Origin of the sequence: Teichococcus vastitatis (assembly GCF_003604215.1) — a bacterium.
Classification (GTDB): domain Bacteria; phylum Pseudomonadota; class Alphaproteobacteria; order Acetobacterales; family Acetobacteraceae; genus Pseudoroseomonas; species Pseudoroseomonas vastitatis.
The window spans coordinates 95,496-117,911 of sequence record NZ_QXGS01000001.1 but is presented as its reverse complement, the minus strand read 5'-3'; the positions used below and the strand labels follow the sequence as shown (position 1 = coordinate 117,911).

Below are 22,416 nucleotides of genomic sequence, written 5' to 3'. Positions count from 1 at the left end.
CGCTCAGCCCTGGATCAGCTTCACCTTCCGGCCTTCCACTCCCAGGGCGAGCTTGCCGTTCTTCAGCGCCAGGGCGGACTGGCCGAACACCTGCCGCCGCCAGCCATGCAGCGCCGGAATGCCGGGCTCGGCCTCGGTGGCCAGCCGCTCCAGCTCGTCGGAGCTGGCGATCAGCCGGGGCGCCACGTGGTGTTCCTCGGCCTTCGCCGCCAGCAGTACCTTCAGCAGCGCGATCAGCGCCGGAGAGGCCGGGGCGCCCTGGTTCTGAGCCTGGCGGGGCGGTTCCGGCAGTTCCGCCTCGGGCAACTCCTTGGCGGCGGCCAGCGCGGCCAGCAGACCGGCGCCGGTCTTGCCGTCGGCGAAGCCCTTGGTGATGCCGCGGGCCCGGGCCAGTTCGCCGGCGGTGGCGGGCTGGGTGGCAGCGATCTCCAGCAGCGTCTCGTCGCGCACCAGACGCTGGCGCGGGATGTTGACGCGTTGGGCCTCGCGCTCCCGCCAGGCGGCGGCGGCGCGGATGGCGGCCAGGTAGCGGCGGTTGCTCGTCCGGGGCTTCAGGCGCTCCCATGCCGTGTCCGGATCCTGGCGGTAGGTGGCCGGATCCATCAGCTCGGCCATCTCCTCGGCCACCCAGGACAGCCGGCCATCCTCGGTCAGCCGCTCCACCAGGGCGGTGTAGACGCGGCGCAGATGCGTCACATCGGCGGCGGCATAGGCCACCTGCGCCGCCGAGAGCGGCCGCGCCGACCAGTCGCTGAAGCGGTGCGCCTTGTCGATCGAGGCACCGGCCAGTCCGCGCACCAGGCTGTCATAGGACGCCTGGTCGCCGAAGCCCGCCACCATCGCCGCCACCTGCGTGTCGAACAGCGGGCGGGGAGGGGCGCCGAAGCGCAGGATGCAGATCTCCACGTCCTGCCGCGCGGCATGGAACACCTTGGTCACCGCCGGATCGGCGAACAGCTCGCCCAGCGGCGCGAGGTCCAGGCCTTCCGCCTGGGCGTCGATCACCGCGACGTCCGTCTGGCCGCCGAGCTGCACCACGCATAATTCCGGCCAGTAGGTCTTCTCCCGCATGAACTCGGTGTCGACCGTGACGAAGGGTTCGGCACGCAGGCGGGCGCACAGCTCGGCCAGCGCCTCGGTGGTGGTGATCAGGACCGGGTCGGCGTCCTGCGCCTGGGTGCGTCGGCTCATGGGAACAGGGTTTAGCGAAGCCGGGCGGTGGCGCAAAGTGCGGGCGGCTCCGGGATGCTCCTTGGGTTTCGCTTGACAGCGGGCGGCGGGGCGCCCCTTCTGCGGCCCTTTCCGTCCGAGCCTCGGGGTTGAACTGATCCATGCACGCCTACCGCACCCACTCCTGCGGCGCGCTGCGCGCCAGCGACGCGGGGCAGACCGCCCGCCTTTCCGGCTGGGTGCACCGCAAGCGCGACCATGGCGGGCTGTTGTTCATTGACCTGCGCGACCATTACGGCATCACGCAATGCGTCTTCCCGGCCGGCTCGGAGGTCTTCGCGCAAGCCGATGCCATCCGCCCGGAAAGCGTGATCACCGTCACCGGCGAGGTGGTGGCGCGCGAAGGCGGCACGGTGAACGACAAGCTGCCGACCGGCGCCATCGAGCTGCGGGTCCGCGCCCTGGAGGTGCAGTCCCAGGCCGAGGTGCTGCCGATCCAGGTGGCCGGCGATCAGGAATTCCCAGAGGACCTGCGCCTGCGCTACCGCTTCCTGGACCTGCGGCGCGAGAAGCAGCACCGCAACATCATGCTGCGTGCCGGCGTCATCGCCTCGATCCGCCGCCGCATGATCGAGCAGGGCTTCACCGAGTTCCAGACGCCGATCCTGACGGCGTCCTCGCCCGAGGGCGCGCGCGACTTCCTGGTGCCCTCCCGCAACCATCCCGGCACCTTCTACGCGCTGCCGCAGGCGCCGCAGCAGTTCAAGCAGCTGGCCATGGTGGCGGGCTTCGACCGCTACTTCCAGATCGCCCCCTGCTTCCGCGACGAGGCCTCCCGCGCCGACCGTTCCCCGGGCGAGTTCTACCAGCTCGACTTCGAAATGAGCTTCGTCACCCAGGAAGACGTGTTCGCGGCGATCGAGCCGGTGATGGAAGGCGTGTTCAACGAATTCGGGGCGGGGCGCAAGGTGACGCCGGCGCCGTTCCCGCGCATTGCCTACGACACCGCCATGCTGGATTACGGCTCGGACAAGCCGGACCTGCGCAACCCGCTGCGCATCACCGATGTGACGGAACAGTTCCGCGACTCCGGTTTCGGCCTGTTCAGCAAGGTGGTGGCCGGCGGCGGCATCGTGCGCGCCATTCCGGCTCCCGGCGCGGCGGCCAACCCGCGCGGCTTCTTCGACAAGCTGAACGAATGGGCCCGCGCTGAGGGCGCCGGCGGCCTCGGCTACATCCAGTTCGCGGCGGACGGCCCCAAGGGCTCCATCGCCAAGAACCTGGAAGCCGATCGTGTGGAAGCCATCCGCAGCGCCTGCAACCTGAACCCTGGCGACGCCGTGTTCTTCGCCGCCGGCAAGAAGGACGAGACCCCGAAATTCGCCGGCAAGGTGCGGACCAGGCTGGGCGAGGAGCTGGGCCTGATCGAGCAGGGCGAGTTCCGCTTCTGCTGGATCGTCGACTTCCCGATGTATGAGCTGAACGAGGAAACCCGGCAGGTCGATTTCAGCCATAACCCGTTCTCCATGCCGCAGGGCGGGCTGGAGGCGCTGAACTCGATGGACCCGCTGGAGATCAAGGCCTTCCAGTACGACATCGTGTGCAACGGCATTGAGCTGTCCTCGGGCGCCATCCGCAACCACCGTCCGGACATCATGGTGCGGGCCTTCGAGATCGCCGGCTACACGGCCAAGGATGTCGAGGAGCGTTTCGGCGGCATGCTGAACGCCTTTCGCTACGGCGCCCCGCCACATGGCGGCTCGGCCCCCGGCATCGACCGCATGGTGATGCTGCTGGCCGATGAGCCGAACATCCGGGAGGTGATCCTGTTCCCGCTGAACCAGCAGGGGCAGGACTTGATGATGGGGGCGCCCGCGGCGGTGGAGCCGGCGCGGCTTAAAGAACTGTCCATCAAGCTGGATCTGCCGCCCGCCAAGGGTGCCGCGGCGCCCAAGGCTTCCTAAGTCCAGCGCGATGCGCGTGGCGGTCCGCTCCGCCGCGCGAGATGCTTCCCCGGGATGCCCCAGGAAAAGGACCATGCGATGCCCTTGCGCGACACCATGACCGGATACGCGATCATCCGCCCTGTGGCGGCGCTGTCCCTGGCGGCGGCGCTGGGCCTCGGCCTGATGATGTCGCCGGCTGTGGCGCAGCCCGGCATCGCCCCGGCCGCCAACGCGCAGGTATCGCCGCAATCCATGGTGTCGCATCGCGCCGCCTATAAGCTGAATCTCGACCGGGTGCGGCAGGGCGGCGAGGTGATCGGCGCCGAGGGTGCCATGCTGTTCGAGGTGCTGGATGCCTGCGATGGCTGGACCACCCGGCAGCGCCTGCAACTGACGGTGGCGGACCGCGCCGGCTCGCTGGTGGAAACCGCATCCGATTATTCCACCTGGGAAAGCAAGGACGGCAGGCGCTTGCGCTTCACCCTGACCCAGTCGGCTCAGGGCGCGGTGACCCAGCGCATCAGTGGCGAAGCCGTGCTGAAAGGCGCGGGGCAGGAGGGTGCGGTGCGCTACGAATCGCCGGCGCAGACGGAGGTGAAGCTGGCCCCGGGCACGCTGCTGCCGATGGCGCACACCATTCGCACGCTGGAGATGGCGCGCGCCGGGGAACGCCTGCTGGTGACGCCGCTGTTCGATGGCACCAGCGAGGATGGCGCGCAGGACAGCACCACCATTCTGTCCGGCTGGACCGCTCCGAAGCCCGCGGTCCGCTTTCCGCTGCTGGCGAACCAGGGCAGCGCCCGCATGCGCATCGCCTTCTTTGGCCAGAATGCCGCCAGCGCCGCCGGTGCCGCCGCGCCGGAATACGAGGTCGGCCTGCGCTATTACGCCAACGGCGTGGCCGACGAGATGAACATGGATTTCGGCGATTTCGCGGTGAACGCCGTGATGCAGAGCCTGGACCCGCTGCCGTCCGGCTGCTGAGGTCCGGCGCGGTGTCGCCCGGCCGGGAGGCTAGCCGGCTTCGCCCACCGTTTCATGCGTCCCGGCGGCGCCGCGCTGCCAATAGCCGGCGGCGCGCAGCCAGCGCGGTTCCGCGCCGCGCTCCAGCAGCGCCTGGCGCACGGCGCGGGCCACGCCGGACTCGCACGCCACCCAGGCCTGGAATGCGCCGGGCGGAAAGGAAACAGCTCCAAGCTCTGCCAACAGCCTGGCCGCCTCGCCGGCCGGCGCGCCGCGCCGATAAACCCAATGCGTCGACAGCTCGGCCGCGCTGGCGAAGGGGATGCGGTCCTCCGGATCCTCCACCTCTGCGATCACCACGGCACGCTGCCCGGCCGGCAACTCCTCCAGCCGGCGGGCGATGGCAGGCAGGGCGGTGTCGTCGCCCACGAGCAGGTGCCAGTCAAAGGCGGTGGACAGGATCAGCGAGCCGCGCGGGCCGCCCACCAGCAGGATCTGGCCGGGCGCGGCCTGCTGCGCCCAGGCGGTGGCCGGACCGGCCTCGTGCAGGGCGAAGTCGATCTGCAGCGTGTTGCTCACCGGGTCGTGGCGGCGGGGCGTGTAGTCACGCGCTGCCGGCCGCTCGGCGGCGGGAAATACGACGCCGTCCGGGCCCTGAACCGGCAGCACCGAGGCATCCTGGCCCGGTTGCAGAAAGAACAGTTTCACATGGTCTCCGAAGCCCGGGCTGTGGAAGCCGCGGAGCTCCTCGCCGCCCAGCGTCACCCGCAGCATGTGCGGCGTCAGCCTTTCGGCCGACAGAACGGTGAGGCGGCGCAGCCGCGTCACGTGGCGCTCGCGGCGGGCGGCGCGGGGGTCCTCAGGCGGATGATCGGTCATTCGGCGGGAAAGACGATAGTGAGATGCATTCGCATCTGACACTCATAAGCACTCCGGGCACGACCCGCAAGCCTCGGGCCACAATGTCAGGGGCTCTGGCATGAAGGCCCGGGGCAGGGCATCTTGTGCCCGGCCAGCCGGTGGCCTGGCCTTGGCGGGACCAGCGAAAGCCCGCCGGACTGTCGGGCGCAGCGGCCGCGCAGGCCCGCAAGATGGAGTAAGCACACCATGCGCATCCTGCTGGTGGAAGACGATGCCGAGGTCGGCCGGTTCGTGCGCAAGGGCCTTCAGGAGGCCGGCCACACGGTGGAGCATGCGCAGAATGGCCGCGACGGCCTGTTCATGGCCGCCAGCGAGGGCTTCGACCTGCTCGTGCTCGACCGCATGCTGCCCGGCGGCGTCGATGGCGTCAGGCTGGTGGAAACGCTCCGCACCCAGGGCAACCACACGCCGGTGCTGTTCCTGTCGGCGCTGGCCGGGGTGGATGAGCGGGTGAAAGGGCTGAAGGCCGGCGGCGACGACTACCTGGTGAAGCCCTTCGCCTTCGCCGAGCTGCTGGCGCGGGTCGAGGCGCTGGGGCGCCGCCCGGCGGTGGATGCGCCCGCCACGCGGCTGCGGGTGGCCGATCTGGAGCTGGACCTGCTGTCCCGCACGGTGACGCGCGGCGGCAAGAAGATCGACATCCAGCCGCGCGAGTTCCGCCTGCTGGAGCACCTGATGCGCCATGCCGGCCAGGTCGTCACCCGCACCATGCTGCTGGAGAAGGTCTGGGACTACCATTTCGACCCCCAGACCAACGTCATCGACGTGCATGTCTCGCGCCTGCGCCAGAAGCTGGACAAGGGCTTCGACAAGCCGCTGATCCACACCGTGCGCAACGCGGGCTACATGATCCGGGGCGAGGGCTGACCGCATCGCCATGCTGGAAGCCCGGCCACGCCGGCAGCATCCGGGGCCGGTCTGGCGGTTGTTCTCCTCCGCCGGCTTCCGCTTCGCGGCCTTGTTCGCCGCCGTGTTCCTGCTGGCCGCGCTGGCCTTCGGGGGGGTGCTGTGGTGGGGCACCGCCGGTGCGCTGGAGCGGCAGACCGATGCCGCCATCCGGGCCGATGCGCACGCCCTGACCGAACGCTGGCGTGACGACGGATCCGGCTCCGTGGCGGAGGCCATCGAGGAACGCCTGGCCGTCGATGCGGAAGGCCAGACCCTGTACCTGCTACAGGACGCCAGCGGCGCGCGCTTGGCCGGAAATTTGGCCGAGCTGCCGCAGCGCGACGGCAATTCCGCCTGGCAGAGCGTCACGCTGAATCATGAGGATGGCCCGCCGGGTGATGGCCGGCTGCTGCTGGTGGAACTGCCGGATGGCGGCCGCCTCGCCGTCGGCCGCGAGGTGGGCGAGAAGCAGCAGCTGCGCGACCTGCTGACCGAGGGCCTGGCTTGGGCCACCGGCGCCGCACTGGTTTGCGCCGTGATCGGGGCGTGGCTGATGCGCCGGGCGCTGGAGCGCCGGCTGGCCGCGGCCTCCGGCACCGCGGTGCTGATCGCCGGCGGCGACCTGTCGCCGCGCGTGCCGCTGTCGCCACATGATGATGAATTCGACCGGCTGGGCGCCAGCATGAACACTATGCTGGACCGCATCGCGCAGCTGATGGATGGCGTGCGCGGGGTTTCGGACGCCATCGCCCACGACCTGCGGCACCCCATCGCCCGCGCCCGCAACGGCCTGGAGGAAGCGCTGCTCGACGAGCATGACGATCCGGCGGCGCTGCGTGGCGCGATCGAGCGGGGCATTGCCGACCTCGACAACGTCACCCGCGTCTTCCAGGCGGTGCTGCGCATTGCCGAGGTGGAGCATGGCGCGCGCCGCGCCGCCTTCGCGCCGCTCGACCTCGCCCTGCTGCTGGCGGATGCGGCGGAGTTATACGGCGCCTCCGCCGAGGCGCATGGCCAGGTGCTCGAAACCGAGTGGCCGGACACGCTGCCCCTGCTGGGCGATCGCGACCTGCTGCTGCAGGTGCTGGCCAACCTGCTGGACAACGCCGTGAAGTTCAGCCCGCCGGGTGCCACCATCCGCATCGCCGCAGTGCTGAACGGCGGTTCGGTGCTGGTGCGGGTTGCCGATCAGGGACCCGGCCTGTCGGTGCCGGACCGGGCCCGGGTCGGCGAGCGCTTCTTCCGCGCCGATGCTGCGCGCACCACGCCGGGTTCCGGCCTCGGTCTCTCGCTGGTGCGGGCCGTGGTGCAGATGCATGGGGGCACCTTGTGGTTCGCCGATGCCGGCGGCCCTCCGGAGCGGCCCGGCTTGGCGGTGCTGTTCCGCCTGCCTGCCGCGGCGGAGCCTGCCGCGGCCGAGGCATGACCGAGGCTTCATCCCCCAACCATCGCCGGGCAATTCGGGAAGCGCCAGATTGCGCGGCATGTCGATGCTGCCGCCCGGCATGCTTCTGCTGTTGCTTCTGGCCGGCTCCGCGGCGGCGCAGGAGGTTCGGGTTCTTTCGCCCACCAGGATGGATTGCATCTCGCTCGCCGACCGGCTGGCGCGTCACCCGCGCGGGCGGGTCGAACCCGCGCTCAGCCTGGGCCTGGAAGGGCAGGCGCTCTGCCAGGCCGAGCATTTCCGGGCCGGCGCCACGCGGCTGCGCCGCGCCCTGCGGGCCGCGCGGGAAGAGCCGGTCCCCGGCCTCGCCCGGCCCTGATCCATGCCGCCCGGAGAAGCGGGCGTGACGGAACCAGCCGTGGCGGCGCGTCCGCCGGTGGCCGCATGGCGCACGCCGCTGGCCGGGGCTGGCAGCCTGTCGGTGGGGGTGGGGCTGGCCCGCTTCGCCTATGTGCCGCTGTTTCCGGCGCTGGTCAGCGCCGGCTGGTTGGATGGGGCCGGGGCGGGGCTGCTCGGCGCCTGCAATTTCTTCGGCTATCTCCTGGGCGCCCTCGGCGGCCGGGCAGTTGGGCGCAGGCTGGGCGTGCCGGCGGCGCTGGACCTCGGCATGGCGCTGGTGGTGCTGTCCTTTCTGGCCTGTGCGCTGCCCTGGGGACTCGGTTGGATGGTTCCGTGGCGCGGTCTCGCCGGCCTGGCAGGTGGCCTGATGATGGCGCTCGCTGGGCCCGCCGTGCAGGCGGTGACGCCGCCGGAGCGGCGTGGCGCCGCCGGCGGGCTGGTGATGTCCGGGGTGGGCTGCGGCATCATGCTGGGGGCCCTGGCGGTGCCGGCGCTGCTGGCCGCCGGCGTGGTGGCGGCCTGGCTGGGCCTGGCGGGGCTCGCGGCGCTGATCTGGCTGGCCCTGCGCCCTGCCTGGCCCACGCCGCCGCCGGGCCTGACCCGGCTGCCATCCGGGCTGCGGGCGCCGCCGGCAGTGGCGCTGCTGGCAGCCTATGGCCTGTCCGGGGCCGGCATGGCGGCACCCATGGTGTACCTGGCGGATTTCGCGGTGCGGGGCCACGGCCTGAGCGGCGCGCTGGTGGCCCTGCTCTGGGTGTTGTTCGGATGCGGCGGCGTCGCTGGAACGCTGATCGGGGGAAGCCTGGCGGGCCGGCTCGGCGGGCGCCCGGCGATGCTGGCCTGGATGGTGGTGCAGATGCTGGCGCTAGGGGTGAGCCTGGTGCCGGGCAGCATCGCGGTGCTGCTGGCGGCGCCGCTATGCGGCTTCGCCGGCGTCGGCATCTCCGCCGTGGCCCTGACCGCCTCGCGCGAGCAGGCGGGGCCGGCGGCGGGGCTGCTCTGGGCCCGCGCCACAGCGGTATACGCGGCGGCGCAGGCGATCAGTGGCTTCGCGCTGGCGGCGCTGTTCCGCGCCACCGCGGAAAGCCACGCCGCGGTGTTCGGCGCGGCGCTGCTGGTCTCGGCCGCCGGCTTCGCCATGGCGGCGCTGATCCGCCGGAAGGGTGCGGCTGCCGGCTGACAGGCTGCTTGGTCAGGTCTTCGGCTTGGCGGGCAGCGGATCGCCGGTCCATTCGTCGGTGATCAGTTCCTGCGCCTCGCTCACCTTGTTCTGCTCGTCCTCGCTGGGCGGGCGCGGGATGTAGGCCTCACTGGCTTCCTCGGCAGAAAACCGCGCTTTCGGCCCTTCCTTCGGCTTCTCGGACATGAAGGCCCCTTTCCTGGCTGGCTCCGGTTCCAACGCCCGGCGTGGCCCTGGCGTTCCAATCGCCTCAGGCGAAGAACGCCGCCACCCGCTCGGGCGCGGGCCGCCAGCGCGGCGCATTGTCCTTATCCACCAGCACCGCGCGCACGCCTTCGGCGAAATCGGCGTGGCGAGTGACGCGACGTGTAAGCGCCAGTTCCATCTCCAGGCAGTCCGGCAGGTCCAGAGTGGCGCCGCGCCTCAGCAGCTCCAGCGTCACCGCGACCGAGGTGGGCGACACCCGGTCCAAAATCGCCAGCTGCTCGGCGGCCCATTCCGTGCCCTCGGCCCGCAGCGCCGCCTCGATCGCCGGGCGGCGGTCATGCCGGAAGCAACGGTCGATGGCCGGGCGCAGCGCGGCGATGCGGCCCGGCGGCACCGGAGCGGCGAAGCGCCTGATGGCCGCCGGGTCACCCTCCGACAGCAGTGCCGCGCGAAGCTCCGGCAGGTGCTCCGACGCAACGAAATGGGTTGCCAGCCCGGCCTCCACCGCCTCGGTGCCCCGCAGCCGCGCGCCGGTCAGCGCCAGCCACCGGCCGACCCCGCCGGGCAGGCGTGGCAGCACATGGCTGGTGCCCACGTCCGGAAACAGGCCGATGGCGGTTTCCGGCATGGCCAGCAGCGCCCGCTCGGACACCACGCGGTGGCTGCCATGCACCGAGACGCCGATGCCACCCCCCATGCAGACCCCGTCGATCAGGCTGACCCAGGGCTGGGCAAAGGCGGCGATGGCACCGTTCACCGCGTATTCGGCGGCGAAGAACGCCTCGATGCCGGCCGTGTCGCCCGCCAGCGCCAATTCGCGGACGCGCCGCACGTCGCCGCCGGCGCAGAAGGCGCGGCCGCCGGCGCCTTCCAGCAGCACCATGCGCAGCGACGGGTCGGCGCCCCATGTCCGGATTGCCGCCGCGAAGCCGTCGATCATCGCCATGTCGAGGGCGTTCATGGCGCGCGGCCGGTTCATCAGCAGGCAGCCCACGGCCCCCTCGCGTCGCGCGGTCAGGCTGGGTTCTGTCATGCGGATCCTCCTTTGCTTCGGAATGCAGCGTCGCGGCGGGGCAGCCGGTTGACAAGCCGCCCCGCCTGCCGCGATGCAACCCGGCACGGGCTCAACAGGAGATGCGGGGATGGCCGAGGCGCTGGTGCGGTTCGAAGGCGTGCGCAAGGCCTATGGCCCGGCGGCATCCGGCTATGCGGTGAAGCAGCTCGACCTGTCGGTGGAGAAGGGCGAGCTGCTGACCTTGCTCGGCCCTTCCGGCTCGGGCAAGACCACCACGCTGATGATGTTGGCGGGGTTTGAGCTGCCCAGCGAAGGCCGCATCCTGCTGGAAGGGCGCGACATCGCCCGGCTGCCGCCGCACAAGCGCGGCATCGGCGTGGTGTTCCAGTCCTACGCCCTGTTTCCGCACATGTCGGTGGCCGAGAACGTCGCCTTTCCGCTGGAGGTCCGGGGCGTGCCGAAGGCCGACCGCGCCGCCCGCGTCGCCCGCGCGCTGTCGATGGTGCGGCTGGACGGCTTCGGCGAGCGCCGTCCGTCGCAGCTGTCGGGCGGCCAGCAGCAGCGCATCGCCCTGGCGCGCGCGATGGTGTTCGAGCCGCCCATCGTGCTGCTCGACGAGCCGCTCGGCGCGCTCGACAAGGCGCTGCGCGAGGAGATGCAGTACGAGATCCGCGCCCTGCATCAGCGGCTTGGCTTGACCATGATGTATGTCACGCACGACCAGGCCGAGGCGCTGACGCTGTCCGACCGCATTGCCGTGTTCGAGGGTGGGCTGGTGCGGCAGCTGGCGGCGCCGCGGCGGATCTACGAGGCGCCGGCCAATGCCTTCGTCGCCGGCTTCGTGGGCGAGAACAACCGGCTGCCGGGCCGCGTCATCGGCTCGGACGGCAACATGACGCGCGTGGCCCTGGATTGCGGGCCGGTGGTGGAGGCGCGCATCGTCGACACCGGCGGCGCCGGGGACCGCTGCATGGTGGCGATCCGGCCCGAGCGCATCGCCGTGGCGCCGGTGAACGCCGAGGATCTCGGGGAAGGGGCGCTGCCCGCCACGCTGCAGGAAGCGATCTTCCAGGGCGACCACATCCGGCTTCGCCTGTCGATCGGGGATGGCGGCGAGATCCTGGCCAAGCGGGCGGTGGGCGGCGGCGCCCTGCCGGAGCCGGGTGGCGCGGCGGCGGTGGCATGGGATTCCCGCCATGCCCATGCCTTCGCCACCTGAGACGGCCTGCCGGTTCGTCAACGGAGCTCTCGCCCCCTGACTTCCCCGGATCCTGCGCCGCCGTTAGGGTGATCCGCATGCGGACGCGGCCGGACACCTGGCGGGCGTTGGGACGGGAGATGCTGTGCGTCCTCTTGTCCCTGTCGCTGTTCCTGCAGCTCATGGCGGGTGCCGAGGCGGCGATCCCGCGCGGCGCCCCGGTCAATCCTTCGGTGCTGTGCAGCCTGCATCCGCCGAAAAGCGAGGCGCCGCAGGAGCACCCCGGGCGCGACCAGCACGCCCTGTGCTGTATCCTGGCCTGCGGGATCGCCCAGGCCGGCCTGCCGGCGCTGCCGCCGGTGGCGCCGCTGCTTCCCGCACCGGCCGGCCGCCTGCTGTTCCACGGCTGGCCGTCGGCGCAGCCGCTGCCGGCGGGCGCCCTCCGCACCGCCTATGGCGCGCGCGCCCCACCCTTCGACGCCTGACGTCTCATCCCCCCGACCTCCGGGCCCTGCCACTCCGGCGCGGCCGCCTTCTTCCGGGATGTTCTCAGGCATGTTGTTCTCATCCAAGGCTGCGTCCGGGCGCCCGGGCGGCGTTCCCGACCTGTATCGCGCTGTCTGGCGCTGGCACTTTTATGCTGGCCTGCTGGTGCTGCCCTTCCTGATCCTGCTCGCGGTCACCGGGGCGCTCTACGCCTTTCACGGCGAGCTGGACGCGCTGATCCACCACGACAAGCTGCGGGTGGCGGTGCAGGACGCGCCGCGGCAGTTGCCGCAGCAACTGGTCGCCGCCGCGTTGCGCGCCGAGCCGGGCACCGCTTTCCGCTACACCCCGCCATCCCGGCCCGACGCCTCGGCCGAGATCGCCATCCGCAATGCGACCGGCGAGCGCAGGGTGGTGTATGCCGATCCCTATTCCGGCCGGGTGCTCGGCGCCATCGCCGAGAAGGGCACGGCGATGGGCATCGTCCGCCGCATCCACTCCCTGGCTTTCTTCGGCCCCGTCGCCAATGGCCTGATCGAGATCGCCGCCGGCTGGAGCATTCTGCTGGTCGGAACCGGCCTGTATCTCTGGTGGCCGCGGCCCGCGCGGGAGAAGGGCGGGGTGGTGACGCTGCGCGGCACGCCGCGCCGGCGGATCTTCTGGCGCGATCTGCACGCGGTGACCGGTGCCTTCGTCGGCCTGGCCCTGGTGTTCCTGGCCGCCACCGGCATGCCATGGTCGGGCGTCTGGGGCAGCGCGGTGAACCAATGGGCCAACGGTCACGATTTCGGCTACCCGGCCGGGCTGCGCGTGGCCCTGCCGATGTCGGACGAGCATCTCGGCCACAGCGCCCCCACCAGCTGGTCGCTGGAGCAGGCGCGCCTGCCACGATCCACGCATCCTGCGGCGGAGCCGATCGGGCTGGATGCCGCGGTGGCGGAGTTCGACCGGCTGGGCTTGGCGCCGGGCTACGCCGTGTCCCTGCCGGCCGGGGGCAGCGGCGTCTATTCCGGCTCCGTCTACCCGAGCGACCTGGCGCAGCAGCGCGTGGTGCACCTGGACCAGTATTCCGGCCAGCCGCTGCTGGACATGGGCTATGCCGATTACGGACCGGCCGGCCGGGCGCTGGAATGGGGCATCAACGTGCATCTGGGGCAGGAATGGGGTTTGGCGAACCAGCTCGGGCTGGTGATCGTCTGCCTCGGCATCGTGGTGCTCTGCGTCAGTGGCGCGGTGATGTGGTGGAAGCGCCGGCCGCGCGGGGCGCTGGGCGTGCCGCCCTTGCCGCGCGAGCGGCGGGTGCTGCGCGGCGTGGTGGCGATCCTGGTGCTGGGCGGGATCGTGTTTCCGCTGGTCGGGCTGTCGCTGATCGTGATGCTGGCGGCAGACCGGATGCTGGTGCGGCTCGGCGACCGCGCGCGAATGCGCGAGCCGGCGTGAGCAGCCCGGGCAGGGCGGCCTGGGCCGCCTTTGCCCGGGTTCAGCCGGTGCGTTGGGCGACGAGGCGCCGGATACGGTCCAGCCCCTCGTCCTGCAGCCCCATGCCGTCCAGGTGCTCCACGGTCTGCATCAGGTATTCGGCACAACTGCCGAGCGGTCCGGTCGCCTCGGCGATGCGGGCGGCGCTCTCGGCGTCGTCCAGGCCGTCGGCATAGGTGTCCTGCGCCCGGTCGGCGACAAAGGTGATGGCGGCCACCGGGCCTTCCGCCGTGTGCAGCGTCACCCATTGCGCGAGGTAGCCGACCGCCGCCATCTCGCGCATCCAGACCAGCCGGAGTTCCTGTTCCTCGGTGCCGGCGGCCAGCCGGAAGGCGACGCCGTCGGTGTGGCCGCCCCGGTCCAGCGCCAGCATCAGCCCGGGATGCTCGGCCGACGCGCGGCCGGCGCGCAGCCACATGCAGAAACGGCGTTGCCATCCCTGAAGCGTGGCGCGCCGCTGCTCGGCGAAGTGGAAGCTGGGGTTCCACATCAGCGAGCCATAGCCGAACACCCAGACCGGCGCCCCGGACGGGCGTGCCGCCAGGCTTTCGGCCAGGGTCGCGGCCATTTCCGCGTCGCTGCGCAGGGTCAGGCCGGGCGTGGCCCGCACCGCCGCCAGCAAGGAGCCGTCGAGCAGCGTTTCGCGCGTGATGCTGCGCATCGGCGGTGGGCTGGCGACGTCCTGGTCCATGCGCGACTCCCGATCATTCCGCCGGCTGCATCGCCGCCGGCTGCCGCTGCCGCCGCGCCATGGCGCGGGCGAGCACGTAGAACACGGGTGTAAACACCAGGCCGAAGATCGTCACCCCCAGCATGCCGGCGAACACCGCCGTGCCGAGGCTCTGCCGCATCTCCGCCCCGGCCCCCGTGGCGATGGCCAGCGGCAGCACGCCGAGGATGAAGGCCAACGAGGTCATCAGGATCGGCCTGAGCCGCGTCCGTGCCGCCGCTTCGGCGGCCTCCCACCGCGTCATGCCCTCGCTTTCCGCCTGCCGCGCGAACTCCACGATCAGGATGGCGTTCTTGGCGGCGAGGCCGATCAGCACCACCAGGCCGATCTGCACCAGCACATTGTTGTCAAGGCCACGCCACACCACGCCGGACAGCGCTGCCAGCGCCGACATGGGCGCGATCAGCACCACCGCCAGCGGCAGCAGCCAGCTTTCATACAACGCCGCCAGCAGCAGGAAGACGAACACCACGGCGAGGCCGAAGGCGATCGGCGCGGTGTTGCCCTGGGTGGTTTCCTGCAACGCGATCTCGGTCCATTCGTAGCTGTAGCCAGGGGGCAGTTCCTTGGCGAGAAGCTCCTGCATGGCGGCGATCGCCTGGCCGGTGGAAACGCCCGGCGCCGCCGCGCCCTGCACCTCGGCCGCCGGGTAGAGGTTGTAGCGCGGCACGCGGTAGGGTCCGGTGTCCGGCTCCAGCGTGGCGACGGAGCCGACCGGCACCATGTCGCCGGCATCATTGCGGGTGCGCAGCAGCGACACGTCGCGCGCGTCGCGGCGCTGCGCTTCCTCCGCCTGCGCCGTGACGCGGTAGGTGCGGCCGAGGATGTTGAAGTCGTTCACATAGGCCGAGCCGAGATACACCGACAGCGCTTCCGACACGCGGTCAAGCGGCACGCCCAGCATCTCCGCCTTGGCGCGGTCCACCTCGGCCCGAAGCGTCGGCGTCGCGGTGTTGAACAGGGTGAAGGCCATGGCGATCTCGGGCCGCCCGAAGGCCGCGGCCACGACGCGGTTGGTCACCGCCTCCAGTTCCCGGGGGCCGCGGTCGCCGCGGTCCTGGATGTACAGCTTGAAGCCGCCGCCGGTGCCGATGCCGGACACGGAGGGCGGCGGGATCACCAGCCCCATCGCCTCGCGCTGCGTCGCGACGGCGGCCTGCACCGCGCCGATCAGCCCCGGAAAGGTGATGCCGGCGGCCCGGCGCTCCTCGAAGCTGTCCAGCGTCACGAAGATCACGCCGGTGTTGGGGGCGTTGGTGAAGGTGGCGCCGTCGAAGCCGGTGAACATCACCGTGTTGCCGACGCCCGGAACCTTCATCATCTGCTCCGACGCCGCGCGCATCACCGCGTCGGTGCGGCCAAGGGTTGCGCCCGGCGGCAGTTGGAAGGCGGCGATCAGGTAGCCGCGGTCGAGCGGCGGGATCAGCCCGGTCGGCGTCGCGCGGATGGTCTGCCCGGTCAGCAGCAGCAAGCCGCCGAACAGCAGCATGACGATGGCCGACATGCGCACCAGCCGCCGCGTCATCGCGCCATAGCCGAGCGACAGCGCGTCGAACACCTTGTTGAAGCCGCGGAAGAACAGGCCGAAGGGTGCGCCCACGACCGCCCGCCAGCCAGTGGCCCGGTGATGCGAATGCGGCCGCAGCAGCAGCGCCGCCAGGGCAGGGGAAAGGGTCAGCGACACCAGCGCCGAGAGCAGCGTGGCGACGGCGATGGTAACGGCGAATTGCTGGTAGAAGGCGCCGGCCAGCCCCTCGATGAAGGCGGTGGGCACGAACACGGCGCACAGCACCAGCGCGATCGCGATCAGCGCGAAGCCGACCTCGTCCATGGTGCGGCGCGTGGCGGTCACGGGGTCGAGGCCGTTCGCCAGGTGCCGCTCGACGTTCTCCACCACCACAATGGCGTCGTCGACGACGATGCCGATCGCCAGGATCAGGCCGAACATCGATAGCGAGTTCAGCGAGATGCCGAGCGCCCCCATGAAGGCGAGCGTGCCGATGATCGAGATCGGGATCGCCACCAGCGGAATGATCGAGGCGCGCCAGGATTGCAGAAACAGGATCACCACCAGCACAACCAGGATGATGGCTTCCACGAAGGTATGGATCACCGCCTCCATCGACTGCTCGATGAACTGGGTGGTGTCGTAGACGATGCGGTAGTCGACGCCGGGCGGGAAGTCGCGCTTCGCCGTCTCCAGCGTCCGGTGCAGGGCGCCGGCGGTGGCCAGCGCGTTGGAGCCCGGGCGCTGGAACACGGGCATGGCGACGGCGCTTTCGCCGGTAAGGTAGGCGCGCAGGGTGTAGTCCTGGCTGCCCAGTTCGACCCGCGCAACATCCTTCAGGCGCAGCGCGGCGCCGCCCTCGCCGGTGGCGACCACGATCTCGCCGAATTCCTCCACCGAGCGCAGCCGGCCGAGGGCCGAGATGTTGAGCTGGAACGCCTCGCCCGAGCTGTTGCTGGTCGGCGCCTGGTTGAGGCCGCCCGCCGCCACCTGCACGTTGGCCCGGCGCAGCGCCGCCACCACCTCGCCCGGCGTCAGGCCGCGCGCCGCGATGCGGGCGGGGTCGAGCCAGACGCGCATGGCGTAGTCGCCGCCGCCGCCGAACAGCTGCACGTCACCGACGCCGTCGAGCCGCGCGAGGCGATCCTTGATGTTCAGCGTGGCATAATTGGCGAGATACTGGTCGCTGCGGGATTTGTCGGGCGACACCAGATGGATCACCATCATGATGTCGGGCGAGGCCTTCCTGACGATCAGCCCGAGGGTGCGGACGTCGGCGGGCAGGCGCGGCTCGGCGATGGCGACGCGGTTCTGCACCAGCACCTGGGCCTGGTCGATGTCGGTGCCCTGCTCGAACACCACGTTGACCGTCAGCCTGCCATCGCCGGTTGACTGGGAGGAGACGTAGAGCATCCGCTCGACGCCGTTGATCTCCTGCTCGATGGGGGAGGCGACCGTTTCCGCGATCACGGAGGCGGAGGCACCCGGATATTGCGCCGTGATGGTCACGGTGGGCGGCGCGATCTCGGGGTACTCGCTGATCGGCAGCCGGGTCCCGGCGATGACGCCGATGATCAGGATGGCGATCGAGATCACCGCGGCGAACACCGGCCGGGCGATGAAGAACTGGGCGAAGCGCATGGCGCCGTTCCTTTCTCAGCGCGCCGCGGCGAGGCGGCCGTCGGGTCCGCGCGCCTCCGCCGTGACGCGGCCGCCGGGACGTGCCAGGTGCAGCCCGGCGGTGATCACCCGGTCGAGCGGGGAAAGGCCCTCCCGGACCACGCGCAGCCCGTCGACGAGCGGGCCCAGCGTCACCGGCTTGGCCACCACCGTGCCATCCTCGGCAACGGTCATCACCACGCGGCTGGCCTGGTCGGCGGCGATGGCGGCATCGGGCACCAGCAGCCGCTCGCCCTGGCCGGCCGGCAGGCGCAGCCGGGCGAACACGCCGGGCGTCAGGAACAGGTCGGGGTTCGGCAGCAGCGCGCGGGCGCGCAGGGTGCCGGAGCGGGCGCTCAGCTCCGTGTCGAGGAAATCGAGTTGTCCGCGCCGGTCCCAGTCGGTTTCATCCGACAGCTTCAGCCGCACCTCCGGGGCCGCGGCGTCCTGCCGCGCGCCGCCGCCGCGCGCCAGGCGCAGGTAATCGGCCTCGCTGAGATCGAAGCTGGCATAGATCGGGTCCAGCGTCAGGATGGTGGTCAACGGCGTTTGTCCCGCCTGCACCAGATTGCCGGCATCGACGCGACGGTCGGAGGCGCGGCCGGGCTGCGGCGCGCGCACCTCGGTCCAGGTCAGCTCCAGCTGCGCCTCATGGAGCCGCGCCTCGGCATCGGCCAGCTCGGCCTCAGCCTGCCGCTCCGCGGCGCGGCGGGCATCGAGCTGGGCCTGCGGGGCGATGCGCCCCTCGATCAGCGGCAGGGTGCGGCGGATATCCTGCCGTGCCAGCTCCAACCTGGCACGGGCGCCGTCCCGCGCCGCCTCGGCACTTTGCACGGCGATGGCGAAGGGGCGCTTGTCCAGGGTGAACAACAGGTCTCCGGCGCGCACGATCTGGCCATCGCGGAAATGCACCTGTTCCACCAATCCGGAGACGCGGGGCCGCAATTCCACCCGCGCCGAGGGTTCCAGCCGGGCGATGTGCTCCTCCCACTCCGTCAGCTGGCGGCGCTGCGGCTGCTCGACGGTCACGGTGGGCGGCGCGGGCTGGGCGAAGGCGGGGGTGGCGAGGGCCAGCGAAAACAAAGGAAAAGCCAGAAAGGTCTTGCGAATGAGGGTCGGCATTGCCTATCTCCATGGCCGGATGATACCGACCGGTTCGTACCATTGATACGAACCGGTCGGTCACATTGCAAGATGCCGCGAAACACCAGCCGCGGCACATATCCAGCGGGAGTGGGAAAACAGCCGTGTCCGAAACCCCGAAAGCCGGGAAACGCGACCCCCGTTCGGCCGCGGAGCGCCTCAAGGACGTGGCCAAGGAATTGTTCTACAAGCAGGGCATCCGCGCCACCGGCGTGGAGGAGCTGTGCCGCGTCGCCGGCACCACCAAGATCAGCCTGTACCGCGCCTATCCGTCCAAGGACGAGCTGATCGCCTCCGTGCTGCGCGATGACTGCAGCGCCGATGCCTGCTGGTTCGATAAGACGCGTGACGAGGCGATCCCGCCGCGCGAGCGACCGCGGGCCTATCTGCTGGCGGCGGCCGAGGCGATGCGGGTGAACGGGTATCGCGGCTGCCCCGTGGGCATGGCGATCGTCGAATTTCCGGATCCGGAGCACCCAGCGCGGCGGGTGGCCGATGCCTACAAGCTGAAGGTGCGCCAGGCCATCCATGGGATCTGTGCCGAGGCGGGCGCGGCGGAGCCGGAAGTGCTCGGCGACGCGCTGTTGATGATGATCGAGGGCGCCTACGCCTCAGCACCTTACCTTGGCCATCTCACCGCTGCGGATTCCCTGCAGCGCACCGGGCTGAAGCTGCTCGACGCCGCGCTGCCGCCCGAGTGAGGTGGCGGCGCCCCTTCGCAAGTGTCGCGTTCCGGCTCTAGGATCGTTCCGCACCAGGCGCCGGCCGGCGCCCATTCGGGGGGGAGTGCGGAACGATGCTGCGACGGGGTATGGGCGCCATGCTGGCGCTGGGTGCGGTGTTGCTGGCCACCGGAGGCGCCCACGCTCAGGGCGGCTCGGGACGGGACTTGACGGTGGTGTCCTGGGGCGGCGCTTATCAGGACGCGCAGCGCGACATCTTCTTCCGCCCCTTCCAGCAGGACACCGGGAGCCGCCTCCTGGAGGAAACCTGGGATGGCGGCGTCGGCGTGTTGCGCGCCAAGATCCAGTCCGGTGCCAACAACTGGGACGTGGTGCAGGTCGAGAGCGAGGAATTGCTGATCGGCTGCGAGGAAGGCCTGTTCGAGAAGATGGACTGGTCCGCCATCGGCGGGAAGGAGCGCTTCATTTCCTCTGCCGTCAGCGAGTGCGGCGTCGGCAACATCCTGTATTCCTTCATTCTGGCCTATGACAAGGCGCGCACGCCGACCGGCCCGGCCAATTGGGCCGAGTTCTTCGACACGCAGAAATTCCCCGGCAAGCGCGGCCTGCGGCGTGGCCCCAAGGCGACGCTGGAGATCGCGCTGCTGGCCGATGGCGTGGCGCCCGGCGAGGTCTACAAGGTGCTGGGCACCAATGCCGGCGTGGACCGCGCCTTCCGCAAGCTCGACAGCATCAAGGGCGACCTGATCTGGTGGGAGCGCGGCAGTCAGCCGGCGCAGCTGCTGGCCTCGGGGGAGGTGGTGGCCACGGTGGGCTATAACGGCCGCATCACCGCCGCCAACCAGGGCGATGGCCGCGATTTCGGCATCAGCTGGACTAACAACCTGTTCACCCTCGACAGCTGGGTGGTGATGAAGGGCACGCCGAACAAGAACAAGGCGCTCCAGTTCATCAACTTCGTCACCCAGCCGGCGCGGCAGGCCGAGTTGCCGCCGCGCATCCCCTACGGCCCCACCGCCAAGGGTGCCCAGGACGGGTTGTCGCCTGCCGTGCTGGCCAACCTGCCGACCGAGCCGAAGAACGCCGAGGGCTCGCTGCAGATCAGCGACCAGTTCTGGCTGGACAACCTCGACAAGCTGAACCAGCGCTTCAACACCTGGGTCGCGCGGTGACGCGGAGCCGGTCCATGGCGGTGCGATGAGCGCCCGCTGGAAGGCGGCGGCGCTGGTGGCGCCGCTGCTGCTGTTTCTGCTGGCCGTGTTCGTGGCGCCGATCGGCGCCTTCCTGCTGCGCGCGGTGCAGGAGCAGGACGTGGCGCCGGTGCTGCCGCGCACCGTTGCCGCCCTGTCGGACTGGGACGGCGCTGCACTTCCGGGTGATGCCGCCTTCGCCGCCCTGGCCGAGGATCTGCGCGAGGCGCGCGCCCGCGACCAGGAAACTAGCGCCGGCGCGGTGGCACGGGCTGCGGCGCGGCTCAACGCCGACTGGCCCGGCTTCCGCTCCCTGCTGCCGATGACCGCCCGTCGCATCGTGGCGGCTGAGGGGCCCCCGCGGGACGCGTTGCTGTCGATCTCCGAAGATTGGGGCACGCCCCTGCCCTGGGGGGCCATCCGCCGTGCCGGCGGCCCGGTGTCCGATTTCAACCTCCTGGCCGTGCTGGACTTGAAGCGCGATGCCGCCGGCGACATCGCCGCCGCGCCGGCCGGGGAAGCGATCTTCCGCAGCGTGCTGTGGCGGACCTTGTGGATCGGCGGCTTGGCGACGCTGATCTGCCTCGCCATCGGCTATCCGCTGGCCTGGCTGATGGCCACCGCCCCGCCGCGCTGGGTGCCCTGGCTGGTGGCCGGGGTGATGCTGCCGTTCTGGACCAGCCTGATCGTCCGCACCGCGGCCTGGATGGTGCTGCTGCAACGCGAGGGGGTGGTGAACGCCGCCCTGCAGGCCCTGCGCATCACCGCGGAGCCGCTGCCCCTGCTGTTCAACCGGGGCGCCGTGCTGCTGGCCATGGTGCACATCCTGCTGCCCTTCATGGTGCTGCCGATCTACGGCAGCCTGCGGGCGCTGGACTGGCGGCTGCCGCGCGCCGCCATGTCGCTCGGCGCCTCGCCGCTGCGCAGCTTCCTGCGGGTGTCGCTGCCGCTGTCGATGCCGGGGGTCGGCGCGGGCTGCCTGCTGGTGTTCATCCAGGCACTCGGCTTCTACGTCACCCCGGCGCTGCTCGGCGGCGCCAATGACCAGATGGTGCCCTATTTCGTTGCCTTCTATGCCTCGCGCACGGTGAACTGGGGCATGGCGGCGGCGTTGTCGGTGCTGCTGCTGGTGGCGGTGGCGCTGGTGGTGGCGCTGTACGGAAGGCTGGTCGGCTTCGGCAAGGTGCGCACCGCATGACGCCGTCACGCATCCTGCTGTGGTGCTTCGGCACCCTGGCCATCCTGTTCCTGATGGCGCCGGTGCTGGCGGTGCTGCCGCTGTCCTTCTCCTCCGGCTCCTTTCTGTTCTACCCGCTGCCAGGGCTTTCGCTGCGCTGGTACGCCGATTTCTGGAATTCGGAGTTCTGGCTGCCGGCGCTGTGGAACAGCCTGAAGGTCGGCACCGGGGCGGCACTGGTGGCGGGCAGCCTCGGCACGCTGGCAGCCTTTGGCCTGTGGCGTGCCGAATTTCCGGGCAAGAGCCTGGTGATGGCGGTGCTGCTGGCGCCGATGGTGGTGCCGGCCATCATCGTCGCCGTGGCGCTGCTGCTGGCGTTCGGCCCGCTCGGCCTGACCAACAGCTTCACTGGGCTGATCCTGGCGCATGCGGCGCTGGGCGCGCCTTTCGTGGTGGTCACGGTGCTGGCGGCGCTGCAGCAATTCGACGCCGTGCAGCTGCGCGCCGCATCCTCTTGCGGGGCCTCGCCGCTGCGCGCCTTCCTGCGCGTCTGCCTGCCGCAGATCCTGCCGGGCGTCGCGGCGGGGGCGGTGTTCGCCTTCGCCACCTCCCTGGACGAGGTGGCGGTGGCGCTGTTCATCAGCGGCCCGGCGCAACGCACCCTGCCGCGGCAGATGTTTTCCGGGCTCAACGATTCGATCAGCCTGACCATCATGGCCGCGGCCATGGTGCTGGTGCTGCTGTCCGCGCTGCTGCTGCTGGCGGTGACGCTGTTGCGTCGCCGCAGCCCGTGACAGCGGCCCCGCTCTGTGGCAAAAGCTCCGCGCCTCACTGCGGGTGTGGCGGAATGGTAGACGCGACGGACTCAAAATCCGTTTCTGGCAACAGAGTGTCGGTTCGAGTCCGACCACCCGCACCAAGACTTGGCCATTTTCCGCAAACGGCATCGGCACCACGCCGCCATCCGACACTGCGGCCCCATCATGGCCCTGAGGGACGGCGCAGCAACGGCCAACGGTGGGCAACAGCTCGCCCCTGACTTGCGGTCACCTCGCGGAGGCTAGCCCGCGATCACCTTGCCACCGGCCGCG

Annotated in this window: 20 protein-coding genes and 1 tRNA gene; 14 read left to right on the top strand and 7 right to left on the bottom strand. The window is 71.0% G+C overall.

Annotation, left to right across the window (positions count from 1 at the left end):
* Positions 1-3: 3 nt before the first annotated feature.
* Positions 4-1,191 carry a ribonuclease D gene (gene rnd / locus D2K64_RS00540; protein WP_120005616.1) on the bottom strand — a complete coding sequence of 396 codons (1,188 nt, stop codon included), beginning with the start codon at positions 1,189-1,191 and terminating at the stop codon, positions 4-6.
* Positions 1,192-1,331: 140 nt separating this feature from the next.
* Here rnd and aspS point away from each other — a divergent pair, with 140 nt between their 5' ends.
* Positions 1,332-3,134: an aspartate--tRNA ligase gene (gene aspS, locus D2K64_RS00535; protein ID WP_120005614.1), complete on the top strand. Its 1,803-nt coding sequence runs from the start codon at positions 1,332-1,334 to the stop codon at positions 3,132-3,134.
* A 78-nt stretch (positions 3,135-3,212) separates the two neighbouring features.
* Positions 3,213-4,100 carry an EipB family protein gene (locus D2K64_RS00530; protein WP_238383926.1) on the top strand — a complete coding sequence of 296 codons (888 nt, stop codon included), beginning with the start codon at positions 3,213-3,215 and terminating at the stop codon, positions 4,098-4,100.
* A 30-nt stretch (positions 4,101-4,130) separates the two neighbouring features.
* On the opposite strand, the gene D2K64_RS00525 is transcribed toward D2K64_RS00530, so the two are convergent.
* Positions 4,131-4,958, bottom strand: coding sequence for a siderophore-interacting protein (locus tag D2K64_RS00525; protein WP_120005612.1), 828 nt, complete (start codon positions 4,956-4,958; stop codon positions 4,131-4,133).
* A gap of 228 nt (positions 4,959-5,186) precedes the next feature.
* On the opposite strand from D2K64_RS00525, the gene D2K64_RS00520 reads away from it, so the two are divergent.
* Genes D2K64_RS00520 through D2K64_RS00505 form a run of 4 tightly spaced genes read left to right on the top strand, consistent with a single transcriptional unit; the run spans position 5,187 to position 8,851 of the window.
* Positions 5,187-5,867 carry a winged helix-turn-helix domain-containing protein gene (locus tag D2K64_RS00520; protein WP_120005610.1) on the top strand — a complete coding sequence of 227 codons (681 nt, stop codon included), beginning with the start codon at positions 5,187-5,189 and terminating at the stop codon, positions 5,865-5,867.
* A 10-nt stretch (positions 5,868-5,877) separates the two neighbouring features.
* A complete protein-coding gene (locus D2K64_RS00515) occupies positions 5,878-7,314 on the top strand; it encodes a HAMP domain-containing sensor histidine kinase (protein WP_120005608.1) in 1,437 nt (478 codons plus the stop codon).
* 49 nt (positions 7,315-7,363) lie between these two features.
* Positions 7,364-7,651 carry a hypothetical protein gene (locus tag D2K64_RS00510; RefSeq protein WP_120005606.1) on the top strand — a complete coding sequence of 96 codons (288 nt, stop codon included), beginning with the start codon at positions 7,364-7,366 and terminating at the stop codon, positions 7,649-7,651.
* Positions 7,652-7,675: 24 nt separating this feature from the next.
* Complete coding sequence (locus tag D2K64_RS00505) at positions 7,676-8,851, top strand: YbfB/YjiJ family MFS transporter (RefSeq protein ID WP_157985671.1); 1,176 nt, start codon at positions 7,676-7,678, stop codon at positions 8,849-8,851.
* A gap of 12 nt (positions 8,852-8,863) precedes the next feature.
* Here D2K64_RS00505 and D2K64_RS24155 read toward each other — a convergent pair whose 3' ends face one another.
* A complete protein-coding gene (locus tag D2K64_RS24155) occupies positions 8,864-9,037 on the bottom strand; it encodes a hypothetical protein (RefSeq protein WP_157985670.1) in 174 nt (57 codons plus the stop codon).
* A 64-nt stretch (positions 9,038-9,101) separates the two neighbouring features.
* Positions 9,102-10,091 (bottom strand): enoyl-CoA hydratase/isomerase family protein, encoded by a 990-nt coding sequence (locus D2K64_RS00500; RefSeq protein WP_120005602.1) that lies wholly within the window; start codon positions 10,089-10,091, stop codon positions 9,102-9,104.
* Positions 10,092-10,200: 109 nt separating this feature from the next.
* On the opposite strand from D2K64_RS00500, the gene D2K64_RS00495 reads away from it, so the two are divergent.
* The 3 genes from D2K64_RS00495 (at position 10,201) to D2K64_RS00485 (ending at position 13,197) form a co-directional block, all read left to right on the top strand.
* A complete protein-coding gene (locus tag D2K64_RS00495) occupies positions 10,201-11,292 on the top strand; it encodes an ABC transporter ATP-binding protein (RefSeq protein WP_120005600.1) in 1,092 nt (363 codons plus the stop codon).
* A 77-nt stretch (positions 11,293-11,369) separates the two neighbouring features.
* The gene (locus D2K64_RS00490; protein WP_157985669.1) at positions 11,370-11,756 is read left to right on the top strand and encodes a hypothetical protein; all 387 of its coding nucleotides are present in this window, start codon (positions 11,370-11,372) and stop codon (positions 11,754-11,756) included.
* 70 nt (positions 11,757-11,826) lie between these two features.
* A complete protein-coding gene (locus tag D2K64_RS00485; RefSeq protein WP_120005596.1) occupies positions 11,827-13,197 on the top strand; it encodes a PepSY-associated TM helix domain-containing protein in 1,371 nt (456 codons plus the stop codon).
* A 40-nt stretch (positions 13,198-13,237) separates the two neighbouring features.
* On the opposite strand, the gene D2K64_RS00480 is transcribed toward D2K64_RS00485, so the two are convergent.
* From D2K64_RS00480 to D2K64_RS00470, 3 genes are read right to left on the bottom strand one after another with little or no spacing between them, the layout of a single operon-like run.
* Positions 13,238-13,927 (bottom strand): gamma-glutamylcyclotransferase, encoded by a 690-nt coding sequence (locus tag D2K64_RS00480; protein WP_120005594.1) that lies wholly within the window; start codon positions 13,925-13,927, stop codon positions 13,238-13,240.
* A gap of 13 nt (positions 13,928-13,940) precedes the next feature.
* On the bottom strand, positions 13,941-17,114 hold the full coding sequence (locus tag D2K64_RS00475) for an efflux RND transporter permease subunit (protein WP_120005592.1): 3,174 nt from the start codon (positions 17,112-17,114) through the stop codon (positions 13,941-13,943).
* Positions 17,115-17,129: 15 nt separating this feature from the next.
* On the bottom strand, positions 17,130-18,254 hold the full coding sequence (locus D2K64_RS00470; RefSeq protein ID WP_120005589.1) for an efflux RND transporter periplasmic adaptor subunit: 1,125 nt from the start codon (positions 18,252-18,254) through the stop codon (positions 17,130-17,132).
* Between the two features lie 125 nt (positions 18,255-18,379).
* Between D2K64_RS00470 and D2K64_RS00465 the strand changes: the two genes are divergently transcribed.
* From D2K64_RS00465 to D2K64_RS00445, 5 genes are all read left to right on the top strand, one after another.
* Positions 18,380-18,976, top strand: a complete 597-nt coding sequence (locus D2K64_RS00465; protein ID WP_238383925.1) for a TetR/AcrR family transcriptional regulator — start codon at positions 18,380-18,382, stop codon at positions 18,974-18,976.
* Between the two features lie 95 nt (positions 18,977-19,071).
* Positions 19,072-20,130 (top strand): ABC transporter substrate-binding protein, encoded by a 1,059-nt coding sequence (locus D2K64_RS00460; RefSeq protein WP_120005587.1) that lies wholly within the window; start codon positions 19,072-19,074, stop codon positions 20,128-20,130.
* A 25-nt stretch (positions 20,131-20,155) separates the two neighbouring features.
* Positions 20,156-21,346 carry an ABC transporter permease gene (locus tag D2K64_RS00455; protein ID WP_202910396.1) on the top strand — a complete coding sequence of 397 codons (1,191 nt, stop codon included), beginning with the start codon at positions 20,156-20,158 and terminating at the stop codon, positions 21,344-21,346.
* On the top strand, positions 21,343-22,119 hold the full coding sequence (locus D2K64_RS00450) for an ABC transporter permease (protein WP_120005585.1): 777 nt from the start codon (positions 21,343-21,345) through the stop codon (positions 22,117-22,119). The genes D2K64_RS00455 and D2K64_RS00450 overlap by 4 nt, the downstream gene beginning before the upstream one ends.
* 39 nt (positions 22,120-22,158) lie before the next feature.
* A tRNA-Leu gene (locus D2K64_RS00445) sits at positions 22,159-22,244 on the top strand.
* The last annotated feature ends 172 nt before the right edge of the window (positions 22,245-22,416 follow it).